The sequence below is a fragment of the Mammaliicoccus sp. A-M4 genome (assembly GCF_022386955.1).
GTDB classification, from domain to species: domain Bacteria; phylum Bacillota; class Bacilli; order Staphylococcales; family Staphylococcaceae; genus Mammaliicoccus; species Mammaliicoccus lentus.
This window is the reverse complement of sequence record NZ_JAJNHH010000001.1, coordinates 24,158-36,090: the sequence shown is the minus strand read 5'-3', so window position 1 is coordinate 36,090 and position 11,933 is coordinate 24,158. Positions and strand designations below refer to the sequence as shown.

The window sequence follows — 11,933 nt, the reverse complement described above, 5'->3', positions numbered from 1 at the left end:
TTGTATATGTATGCTTTTGATACTAACTTTTATTCACTTTTCTTGTATATAAACATGATAATATTATCGAAATAATGGATACGAAAATCATAGTTTTAAAGAAAGGTGGTTTATATTGTATTTTAATATGTTTACTATTTTTAGACACGTTTATACCAGTCATAATATGATTCACTTTTTCGACTTGAACTTCTTTATTATCTACAGTAGCAGTCATACCATTTCTATAAGGGATATTAATGACTGCCATGCCACCACTGTGATTATTTAAATCAATATCAATAGCGCCATTTTCTTCTTTATAAGAATAATTTTTCTTTTTGTTTGCGGATTTTAAAGTTTTGTAATCTTCTCCATACAATCCTTGTAATTTTAGATTATATGTTCCGTTCGTTAAAGCAATAAATATTTTACCATCACTAGTAACAGGTACCCTATATAATAAATCATCTTGTAACATTCTATACTTTGAATCCTCAAACAAGCGATTATTAGAATAATCATTGATTTGAATAGAGAAGTTAGATTGTGGTGGTTTTCTCTCAAGATGTAGCATTAAATACATATCTTTATATTTTTTAGCAATCTCTTTAGGAAGTGTAATTGTTAAACCATCACCATTTTTAGGAACAGTTAAAATATTGTTTTTATATTTTGAATTTCGCTCTGTAATATTCGTTTGATTTAATAAATTAGGTGCATTTTTAATTTGTGAATAATCACTACTATGACTATCAGTAATAACGCCATTTATCATCGCATGTTCTTCATCTAAAGGTGTTTTAAGTTGTTTTTGATTATAATACTTATTAGTAACTTTAACAGCAGGTAACATTTCTTTGTTTTTTAATATTTGATATTTACCGTCATCACTTACAACTTTAAAGTTAGCAGGTGATTCTTTTTCATAACTTTTCTTCATAAGGTATTTAGTTGACCATAAACTATATAAATTAGATCTATTTTGCATATTACTATAACGGCTTAAAGATTCATTTTTTAAATTAATTTTAGCCTTGGAAAATAAATAATCATATAATTGACCATCAAAAATACTTGAATATAAACTCATACCTTTAAATTGTTGGTACATAGGTGTATTGTCTTGTTCTAAAACGCGCCAAGCAATTCTTTCATCACTTTGTGTATTTTGCTTGATGTCATCTATATGAGCACGTTGTAATCCACTATCAAAAGTACTCGCTTGAATAAAGAATGTATTTGCTCTTCTTTCATGGTCTTCATGATAGATTTGGTTTTTACTATGTTCTTTGGATACTAAAAATGATAGTAACAGGACGCCAAAAACATAAATAATCATTATTAAAGTTTTGTACGATTTCATGATTAACACAAATAATCCAATAATAAATAATACTGGTAACATCCAAATCCAAATAACATAATCTTTAGTGATCAAATAGCTAGATAATATAACAATGAAGCTCGGAATACAGGTGAATATATATGTTTTTAAGGATAAGGATTTAAAATAATATATATATTGTGCTATAAGCCCACTAGAGAAGAAAGTAAGTAAATAATGCCATCTTTTCTGAGGGGCTGAGAATCCGTTAAATACACTATCTATAAAAGGTATAAAGCTAGCAATAATGAATAGAATTGTAAATATGCTAAACATCCGGTAGAAATAATTTTTATAAAGTTTAAAAGTTAACAAAGCTTGAATAGTTAAAAATAATACGACAATTAAATAGTTATCGTAAAAAATATTGTCGTGTTTTGTGAAATCAGATAATAAAGGTATTTCACCTTGATAAGTCGCTCTATTATTGCCTATAAAGCCTCTTGCTGAATGGAAAAATATCATAATACTACAGCCAAAACCTAGTATACTTGCGATGAAAAATACTTTGAACTGTTGCCATTTAAGTACTACATCGTCTTTATGTTTAAAAGTAAATCGATAAATAAAATATAAAATTCCTATTAAAACTTGATAATAAGCAAAATAGAAATTATTAATAAAAGTAAGAGCAACAATTAAGATAAACATTCCAATTTTTTTATTTTTTAAAAATCGTTCTATACTTAATAAAAGTAAGGGTAATAAAATAAAAACATCACTAAAAAACGGCCAGTATACTGTAAATCTAAAGTATATAGGTGACACAGCAAATAGAAAGGCTGATACTACAGAGCTTAAACGATTTAAACCAATTTTTTTAGTGTAAAAGTAGACTGATATCATAATTAAAAAAGATTTTATAATAGATAATACAATAGCGTTTTGTGCCCAAAAAAGCATGCGCTCTGTATCAAAATTAAATATGAATGAGCTAATCCAGATAACAATGACATTTATAATAAATAAGATATTAGTAGAGAAATAGTAAGCAAAATCAGTTAACATATCTCCACCTAAACCTAAATCTGTTGTGTAGAAGAATGAGCCTTTTGTCCAATGTTCATATAAAAACATTTGTATAGGTAACATTTGTTCAATACCATCATTTGGTCCAGTGAAAATCACGCCATCTTTAAAATATCTATATATGACATAACCATGTCCTAAAATAGCTAATAGCCCAAGCAAAAGAATAAATTTAATTGTAGATTTTTTAGTATGTAAGAATTTTTTAAATCGTTTTATCATATAGGTCACCTGTTACTCATTCATCTATATTGTTATTTTTCATATTCGTTTGATCTATTATATACTTTGGACGATTTTTAGTTTCATAATATATTCTACCAATATATTCTCCTATAACACCAAGGCTGAATAATTGTAAACTACCTAAGAATAAAATGGCGGAAATAATCGTAAAGTAACCAGGTTCTTCGATTCCGTGTAGCACGATATTTATAAATGTGATTAAAATGTACAATAAACATACCACCATTGTAACTCCACTAAAATAAAAACAAATCCTTAAAGGTTTATTATTAAAACTAATTACGCCATCCATTGCATAATCTAATAATTTAAAGAAAGAGAATTTAGATTTCCCTTGATTTCTATCTTTATGATTAAATGTAATAGTTGTTTTAGAAAAGCCTACCCATTCAAATATCCCTTTTGAAAATCTATTATATTCAGTTAAATTTAAAATAGATTGTAAAACATTTTTAGAAATTAAACGAAAGTCACCTTCGCCACTTTTAAACTTAACATCAACAATATACTTAGAAAGTTTATAAAAAGCATTGGCTGGAATACGTTTTAAAAATGATTCATTTTCTCTATTTCTCGAAGCTACAACTTGATGATAGCCTTCTTCATATAATTTAATGAATTCAGGTATCAATTCAGGAGGATGTTGCATATCTGAATCCATAATAATTGTTGCATCACCATTTGCGTGTTCTAATCCGCAAAACATTGCTGACTCTTTACCGAAGTTCTTGGAGAAAGAAATGTATTTAACATTAGAATCAGAATTCGCTAAAGTTTTCATCATATTTAATGAATTGTCTGTAGAACCATCATTTATAAAAATAAGTTCAAAGTCATATGGTAAATTAACAAAGACGTTCGCAACTTTTTCATGTAAAATAGAGATATTAGTATCCTCATTGAAAACGGGTACTACAATTGAAATTAACATAACAAACCTCCTATATAGATATGGTAAATATATCACATTTCTATAGTTTAGAATAAGAAAGGATAATATAAATGACAATACAATGGTTTCCAGGTCATATGGCCAAAGCTAGAAGAGAAGTAACTGAACAATTAAAAATGGTAGATGTTGTATTCGAACTCGTTGATGCTAGAATACCACTTTCGTCAAGAAATCCAATGATTGATGAAATCATAAACCAAAAACCTAGAGTTGTAATACTCAATAAAAAAGATATGTCTAAACAAAGTGAAACAGATAAATGGACACAATACTTTAAAAATGAAGGGTTCTTTCCTGTTCAAATTGATTCAAAACACGGTAAACATTTAAATGAATTAATGAAAGCTGCAAAAGCTGCAACTAAAGATAAATTCGATAGAGAACGTAGGAAAGGGTTGCGTCCTAGAGCAATCAGAGCGATGATTGTTGGTATTCCGAACGTAGGAAAATCAACGCTCATTAATAAATTAGCCAAAAAAACGATGGCTAAAACAGGAAACACACCAGGAGTTACAAAAAAGCAACAATGGATAAAAGTCGGTAAAGAATTAGAATTGCTAGATACACCAGGTATATTATGGCCAAGATTTGAAGATCAAGCAATTGGTAAAAAATTGAGTCTTACTGGCGCAATTAAAGATAGCATAGTGCACTTAGATGAAGTAGCAATTTATGGATTAAATTTCTTGATTGAAAACGACCCTGAAAAATTACAAAAATTTTATCAAATAGAATTAACAGAAGAAAATGATGTTGTAGAATTATTTGACCAAATTGGTAAAAGAAGAGGCATGCTGAAAAGAGGAAATGAAATAGACTATGAAGCAGTTACAGAACTTTTAATTAGAGATTTAAGAAATGCTAAAATCGGTAATTATTGCTTTGATATATATGAAGAAATGAAGGATAGTCTCTATGAAACAAAAGACAATTAAAGAAATATCTATTGAAATCAATGAATATAAAAGCTTTGAAGATGTAGAAACTTCAATTTATAAAGACGATTTAAGAAAAGGTGTTCAAGCAGCTTTAAATAAAAAGCAAAAACAGATAGAACAGCTACAAAAATTAGAAACACAATATTTAAGAATGAGCGAATATGAAAACAAATTGTTAGAGAATAGTAGCGATGCTTTAATATGTGGTATTGATGAAGTAGGAAGAGGTCCACTAGCTGGGCCAGTTGTTGCCAGTGCGGTGATATTGGAACCAGGGCACAATTATATCGGTATAACAGATTCTAAAGCTTTATCTCAAATGAAACGTGAATTATTCGAACAACAAATTCATGCACAAGCTTTATCAGTCGGCATAGGAATAGCAACTGTAGAAGAAATAGACGAACTAAATATTTATCAAGCAACAAAAGTTGCGATGTTAAGAGCTATTGAACAATTAAATGTGAAACCAGATCATTTACTAATTGATGCTATGCAATTAGATATTGATATACCTCAAACTTCTATAGTAAAAGGGGATGCCAATAGTGTATCTATTGCTGCAGCAAGTGTAATTGCAAAGGAATATCGTGATCGTTTAATGAATGATTATAATAGCCAATATCCTGGATATGAATTTGATAAAAATAAAGGTTACGGTACAAAAGCTCATTTAGAAGGTGTAGAGAACTATGGAATAACACCAATTCATCGGTTATCTTTCGAACCAATTAAGACAAAAGTGAAATATTATTCTAACAATTCCTGAAATTAGACCATCCTTGTTTACAATAACGCTTACATTTTCTATAATTGAATAGTAAGCAAACATTAATGTATGTATTAGGAGGATGGAGAATGAATATCCATGAGTATCAAGGTAAAGAGATTTTTCGCTCTATGGGCGTAGCTGTACCTAATGGTTCAGTGGCTTTTTCACCTACTGAAGCAGTAGAAAAAGCAAAAGAATTAGATTCAAATGTATATGTAGTGAAAGCGCAAATCCATGCCGGTGGGCGTGGTAAAGCTGGTGGGGTTAAAATTGCTAAGTCTATTGATGAAGTTCGCGAGTATGCGAAAGAATTATTAGGCAAAGTACTTGTAACACATCAAACTGGCCCAGAAGGTAAAGAAGTAAAACGACTTTTAATTGAAGAAGGTTGCGATATTCAAAAAGAATACTACATCGGTTTTGTAATCGACAGAGCAACTGATCGTATTACATTAATGGCATCTGAAGAAGGCGGAACTGAAATTGAAGAAGTTGCAGCTGCAACTCCTGAAAAAATCTTCAAAGAAGTAATTGATCCAGTAACTGGTTTAATGCCTTATCAAGCAAGAAGAATAGCTTTCAATATTAACATTCCAAAAGAATCAGTTAATAAAGCTGTAAAATTAATGATGTCTTTATATAATGTGTTTGTAGAAAAAGATTGTTCAATTGTTGAAATCAATCCACTTGTAACAACAGGTGACGGTGAAGTTTTAGCACTTGATGCAAAAGTGAACTTTGACGATAACGCTTTATTCAGACATAAAGATATCGTTGAAATGCGTGACTTAGAAGAAGAAGACGAAAAAGAAATCGAAGCATCTAAATATGATTTATCATATATTGCATTAGATGGAAATATTGGTTGTATGGTAAACGGAGCTGGTTTAGCTATGGCTACGATGGATACAATTAATCACTTCGGCGGCAATCCGGCTAACTTCCTTGACGTGGGGGGCGGCGCTACGAAAGAAAAAGTTACTGAAGCATTTAAAATTATATTAGGAGATTCTAAAGTACAAGGTATTTTCGTAAATATCTTCGGTGGAATTATGAAATGTGATGTTATTGCGGAAGGTATCGTAGCTGCTGTTAAAGAAGTTTCATTAGATATGCCTTTAGTAGTTAGACTTGAAGGTACTAATGTAGAACAAGGTAAAAAAATCTTAAAAGAATCTGGTTTAGCAATCGAACCTGCATCTATCATGGCTGACGGTGCTCAAAAAATTGTTAAATTAGTTCAAGAACGATAAGAGAAAGGCGGAGAGTTACGTGAGTGTATTTATCGATAAAGATACGAAAGTGTTAGTACAAGGTATTACTGGTGCAACAGCACTTTTCCATACAAAACAAATGTTAGACTACGGTACACAAATCGTTGCAGGTGTTACACCTGGTAAAGGCGGCCAAGTAGTTGAAGGTGTACCTGTATTTAATACTATAGAAGAAGCGGTAGAAGAAACAGGTGCTACAGTTTCAGTTATTTATGTACCAGCACCATTTGCTGCAGATGCAATCATTGAAAGTGCAGATGCAGAATTAGATTTAGCTATTTGTATTACTGAACATATTCCAGTTATAGATATGATCAAAGTTAAACGTTACTTAGAAGGTAAGAAGACACGATTAGTAGGACCAAACTGTCCTGGCGTTATCACTGCTGACGAATGTAAAATTGGTATTATGCCGGGTTACATCCATAAAAAAGGCCATGTAGGTGTTGTATCACGTTCTGGTACATTAACTTACGAAGCAGTACATCAATTAACACAAGCTGGTATCGGTCAAACAACAGCAGTTGGTATTGGCGGAGACCCAGTAAACGGAACAGACTTCATTGATGTGCTAAAAGCTTTCAATGAAGACGATGAAACATATGCTGTTGTAATGATTGGTGAAATTGGTGGAACAGCGGAAGAAGAAGCAGCTGAATGGATTAAAGCTAATATGAACAAACCAGTAGTTGGCTTTATCGGAGGACAAACAGCCCCTCCAGGTAAACGTATGGGACACGCTGGTGCAATCATTTCAGGTGGTAAAGGTACTGCATCAGAAAAAATCAAAACACTTAATGAATGTGGTGTTGATACAGCAGATACACCATCAGTTATTGCAGAAACATTAATAAACCGTATCAAAAAAGAAGACGGTCTATATGACAAATGCTTAACAATCAAATAATTTAAAAATAATATAGAATAAGTACAGTGAATAACAATCAATATTCGCTGTGCTTATTTAGTGTTTTCTTTTTAAAGAAAAAAGTTAAATATTATTTCATAATCTTAATCTATGCCCTTAAAAATTAGTAATTATCTATTTTTAAGGGCTTTTTTTATGTGAAAAGATAAGATAGACAACGATAAAAAGAGATATTATAATAAATGTAAAAAAATGACATAAGGAGTGAGCGATGAATAATAATACAGAAGCACTATATTTAAAATCTTTAGAATCTAGGTATGATAATGATTATGAGACACGAAATAAATTAATGGGATTAGAAGGCGAATTAATTGTAAATAAAACATTGGAAAATATTAATTATGTTGTTTATGCTCATAATCTAGAATTTACAGTCGATAAGAAATTTCAGGTCGATTTTTTAATTGTCCATAATAACCAGATAAATATATTAGAAGTTAAACATTATTATGGAGACTTCCATTTTTTCAACTCTTACATGCAAAGTTCATCAAATAACACTTATCCACTTCCGTTTAAGCAGCTTAATATAGCGAAAAACAACCTCCAAAAATTATGCGATGAAATAAATATTAATCTCCCAATTCAAGAATATTTAATCTTTTCGAATCCCACATTTACGGCTCAATCTACTATTCCAAATAAATCTCAAGTCTTATTAAGATCAGAATTCTATAAATTCTCTAAACTTTTTCAATCATTTCAAGTAGCGAAAGATAAAGCGATATTAAATCAAATACTTCAAAAACAAAAAAGGTTTTCTCAACAATTTAAAAGTATTAAAAAAACTGAATTCAGCCTAATTATGAAAGGGATTAAGTGCCCTAACTGTAAAAACCTAAATACAATGGTTGTCGAAAAGCGAAAGAAAACGACTACTTGTATTTGTTGTGAAAAAGATTTTAAAAGAAATGAATTATACTATTTTAATATTAGAGAACTAGCAGTTATTAAAGGTGAAGAAGGATTTACTTTAGCCGAAGCAATGGAATGGTGTGATGCAGAAAATATATATACAATTCGCAGAGTTTGTAATAAATACTTTGAATCTAAAGGGCAACGATACAAGAAATATACATTAAAAGAGAATGAGATAGAGAAAGAAGTGCTCTAACGTGCAAGATGGATAGAACAAGCTCGTTAGAAAACGTAACGTGCACGAGCGAAAAAACAAGCCCGTTAACGCATAACGTGCAAGACGGATAGAACAAGCTCGGTAGAAAATATAACGTGCAAGAGTGAAAAAACAAGCCTGTTAACGCACGCAAAACACATCAAAACAATAATAAACCTCAAATTCAAATCAATATCAACTACACAATCCACTATTCCAACCTCACATATTCTACACTATAGAAGGAGCAATAATTATGAATTTTAATCAAGAAATAGTTTTAAAATTAACTTACGCTGGTTTTACGACTAGGCATTTACATAAAATGTTAAGTTATGATACAAGTTTAAATTTTATTGATGATCATGATGAGTTCTTAAATTTCATTTCCAAATCGAATTTTAATTATAATAAAATGTTTGCAATGTATAATAGGTATCGAGATAGTGATATAGAGGAGCTAGTAAAAAACATCGAAGCTCAGAATATTAAATTTGTCTTTTCTAACCAGTCGGGTTATCCTAATTTACTGAAGCAGATTTACGATTATCCATTAATGTTATTTGGGCAAGGTGATATGAATTTATTAAATCATTCAAAAATGCTCGCAATTGTTGGTTCTCGTAAAGCAACTACCTATACTGAACAGATTTGTGATACATTAATACCAAGTTTAGTTAAAGCTAATATCACGATTGTATCTGGTTTAGCAATGGGCGCGGATTATTTCGCTCATCTAAAAACGATAGATCAAGGTGGTCACACGATTGGTGTTGCGGCTTTTGGACTGAATTACCATTATCCAAAATCTACAGATTATATAAATTTGTTTATGAGAAAGCATCATTTAGTAATAAGTGAATATTATCCTAATGTTAAGTTACAGAAATGGCGTTTTCCTGAGAGAAACAGAATTATAAGCGGTTTGTCTCAGGGCGTTTTAGTTACTGAAGCAAATGAACGAAGTGGATCACTTATTACAATTGATCAAGCGTTAGATCAAAATCGTAATGTTTATTGTTGTCCTGGTACTATATTCCAGAGCTTGAGTAAAGGCGTAAATAAACGAATTCAAGAAGGTGCTAAACTTATACAAACGCCTGAAGATATACTTGAAGATTTTAGGTAAAATGGAACAAATTGAAAGGTTTGAAAAAATATTTTAATTGACAAAGCTGAATTTATCAGTTTATCATTTACATTTGTAATCAATAGAATAGCAAGGGGGAGTTACTTTGGCAGAAAATCTTGTCATTGTCGAATCGCCTGCAAAAGCTAAAACCATTGAAAAATATTTAGGAAAAAAATATAAAGTCATCGCTTCTATGGGGCATGTTAGAGATTTGCCTCGTAGTCAAATGGGTGTAGATGTAGATAATTATTATGAACCTAGATATATAACTATTCGAGGTAAAGGACCAGTCGTTAAAGATTTAAAACGTCATGCAAAAAAAGCTAAAAACGTTTATCTTGCGAGTGACCCTGACCGAGAAGGTGAAGCGATTGCTTGGCATTTAGCACATATATTAGATATAGATGAAAATAAAAAATCACGAGTAGTATTTAATGAAATTACGAAAGATGCTGTAAAAGAAAGTTTTAAGCATCCAAGAGAAATCGAACATGAGTTAGTTGATGCTCAACAAGCACGTAGAATATTAGATAGACTAGTAGGTTATAATATATCACCAGTTTTATGGAAGAAAGTGAAAAAAGGTTTATCTGCAGGACGTGTTCAATCAGTAGCATTACGACTTGTGATTGATCGTGAAAATGAAATTAATAATTTTAAACCTGAAGAGTATTGGACAATAGAAGGTTTATTCAAACATAAAACAAAAACGTTTTCTGCTAAATTCTTACATGAGAAAAGCAAACCAGTTAAGTTGAAAAATGAAGGTGATGTTAAAAAAATCACAACACAATTAGATGGGGACAAATTTGAAGTTACACAAGTAACGAAAAAAGAAAAATTAAGACACCCCGCTAAATCATTTACAACTTCTTCATTACAACAAGAAGCTTCGCGTAAATTGAATTTCAAAGCTAGAAAAACAATGATGCTTGCTCAACAATTATATGAAGGTATAGATCTTAAAAAGCAAGGTACTGTCGGGTTAATCACATATATGAGAACTGACTCCACACGTATATCAGAAACAGCACAAGCTGAAGCAGCAACATTTATTGAAAATGAATATGGTAAAGAATATTTATCAAAAGCAAAAGCTACTAAAGGTAAACAAGGTGCACAAGATGCCCACGAAGCAGTAAGACCTACAAGTGTTGCTAGAACGCCAGAACAAATGAAGGCATTTTTATCTAGAGATCAACATAGATTGTACAAGCTGATATGGGAAAGATTTATGGCGAGTCAAATGGCTCCTGCAATAGCAGATACAGTAGCTGCAGATATAACGCAAGGCGATTTAAAATTCAGAGCAAATGGTCAAACGATTAAATTTAAAGGTTTCATGAAAGTATATGTTGAAGCTAAAGATGATCAAGATGAAGAGAAAGATGGTAAATTGCCTCCATTAGAAAAAGGAGATATCGTTACTGCTGAGAAAATTGATCCTAAACAACACTTTACGCAACCACCACCAAGATATACGGAAGCGCGTTTAGTAAAAACAATGGAAGAATTAAAAATTGGTAGACCATCTACTTATGCTCCAACGATTGACACAATACAAAAACGAAATTACGTCAAACTTGATCAAAAACGTTTTATACCAACTGAACTTGGTGAAATTGTTCATGAATCAGTGAAAGAATACTTCCCTGAAATTATCGATGTAGACTTTACAGTTAATATGGAAACACTATTAGATAAAGTCGCTGAAGGCGAAATAGAATGGAAGAAAGTTATCGACATGTTCTATGAGAACTTCAAAATTGATGTTGCTAGAGCAGAAGAAGAAATGGAAAAAATAGAAATTAAAGATGAGCCTGCAGGAGAAGATTGTGAATTATGCGGTTCACCTATGGTTTATAAAATGGGAAGATACGGGAAGTTTATGGCTTGTTCTAATTTCCCTGAGTGTAGAAATACAAAAGCAATTATTAAAACGATTGGTGTTAAATGTCCGAAGTGTAAAGAAGGCGAAGTGGTAGAGCGTAAATCTAAGAAAAATCGTATTTTCTTCGGTTGCTCAAGATATCCTGAATGTGATTATACATCATGGGATAGACCATTAGATCGTTCATGTCCAAAATGTGATACAGTTTTAGTTGAACGTAAAAAAGGAAAATCTGCACAAGTTATTTGTCCAAATTGTGATTATAAAGAACAAGAACAGAAATAATGT

General features: G+C 31.1%; 9 protein-coding genes. 7 read left to right on the top strand and 2 right to left on the bottom strand.

Annotated elements, in window-relative coordinates; all coding sequences use genetic code 11:
- Positions 1–22 precede the first annotated feature (22 nt).
- Together LQ682_RS00145 and LQ682_RS00140 are read right to left on the bottom strand one after the other, a co-directional pair.
- A complete protein-coding gene (locus LQ682_RS00145) occupies positions 23–2,617 on the bottom strand; it encodes a YfhO family protein (protein ID WP_239723641.1) in 2,595 nt (864 codons plus the stop codon).
- Between the two features lie 16 nt (positions 2,618–2,633).
- Positions 2,634–3,572, bottom strand: a complete 939-nt coding sequence (locus tag LQ682_RS00140; RefSeq protein ID WP_239723640.1) for a glycosyltransferase family 2 protein — start codon at positions 3,570–3,572, stop codon at positions 2,634–2,636.
- A gap of 71 nt (positions 3,573–3,643) precedes the next feature.
- Here LQ682_RS00140 and ylqF point away from each other — a divergent pair, with 71 nt between their 5' ends.
- From ylqF to topA, 7 genes are all read left to right on the top strand, one after another.
- Positions 3,644–4,528 carry a ribosome biogenesis GTPase YlqF gene (gene ylqF, locus LQ682_RS00135; protein WP_017000099.1) on the top strand — a complete coding sequence of 295 codons (885 nt, stop codon included), beginning with the start codon at positions 3,644–3,646 and terminating at the stop codon, positions 4,526–4,528.
- Positions 4,509–5,300: a ribonuclease HII gene (locus tag LQ682_RS00130; protein WP_017000098.1), complete on the top strand. Its 792-nt coding sequence runs from the start codon at positions 4,509–4,511 to the stop codon at positions 5,298–5,300. Before ylqF ends, LQ682_RS00130 begins: the two co-directional genes overlap by 20 nt.
- Positions 5,301–5,389: 89 nt before the next feature.
- The gene (sucC, locus tag LQ682_RS00125; RefSeq protein ID WP_017000097.1) at positions 5,390–6,556 is read left to right on the top strand and encodes an ADP-forming succinate--CoA ligase subunit beta; all 1,167 of its coding nucleotides are present in this window, start codon (positions 5,390–5,392) and stop codon (positions 6,554–6,556) included.
- Positions 6,557–6,575: 19 nt separating this feature from the next.
- Complete coding sequence (gene sucD, locus LQ682_RS00120; protein ID WP_017000096.1) at positions 6,576–7,484, top strand: succinate--CoA ligase subunit alpha; 909 nt, start codon at positions 6,576–6,578, stop codon at positions 7,482–7,484.
- Positions 7,485–7,716: 232 nt separating this feature from the next.
- Complete coding sequence (locus tag LQ682_RS00115) at positions 7,717–8,622, top strand: nuclease-related domain-containing protein (protein ID WP_239723639.1); 906 nt, start codon at positions 7,717–7,719, stop codon at positions 8,620–8,622.
- Positions 8,623–8,878: 256 nt separating this feature from the next.
- Positions 8,879–9,751, top strand: coding sequence for a DNA-processing protein DprA (gene dprA / locus LQ682_RS00110; RefSeq protein WP_064211588.1), 873 nt, complete (start codon positions 8,879–8,881; stop codon positions 9,749–9,751).
- A gap of 106 nt (positions 9,752–9,857) precedes the next feature.
- Positions 9,858–11,930 (top strand): type I DNA topoisomerase, encoded by a 2,073-nt coding sequence (topA, locus tag LQ682_RS00105; protein ID WP_016998603.1) that lies wholly within the window; start codon positions 9,858–9,860, stop codon positions 11,928–11,930.
- Positions 11,931–11,933 lie beyond the last annotated feature (3 nt).

Coding starts and splice junctions, on each gene's coding strand:
- LQ682_RS00115 (WP_239723639.1), top strand. CDS start 7,717: ATGAATAATAATACAGAAGCACTATATTTAAAATCTTTAGAATCTAGG.
- sucC (WP_017000097.1), top strand. CDS start 5,390: ATGAATATCCATGAGTATCAAGGTAAAGAGATTTTTCGCTCTATGGGC.
- dprA (WP_064211588.1), top strand. CDS start 8,879: ATGAATTTTAATCAAGAAATAGTTTTAAAATTAACTTACGCTGGTTTT.
- LQ682_RS00145 (WP_239723641.1), bottom strand. CDS start 2,617: ATGATAAAACGATTTAAAAAATTCTTACATACTAAAAAATCTACAATT.
- LQ682_RS00130 (WP_017000098.1), top strand. CDS start 4,509: ATGAAACAAAAGACAATTAAAGAAATATCTATTGAAATCAATGAATAT.
- ylqF (WP_017000099.1), top strand. CDS start 3,644: ATGACAATACAATGGTTTCCAGGTCATATGGCCAAAGCTAGAAGAGAA.
- LQ682_RS00140 (WP_239723640.1), bottom strand. CDS start 3,572: ATGTTAATTTCAATTGTAGTACCCGTTTTCAATGAGGATACTAATATC.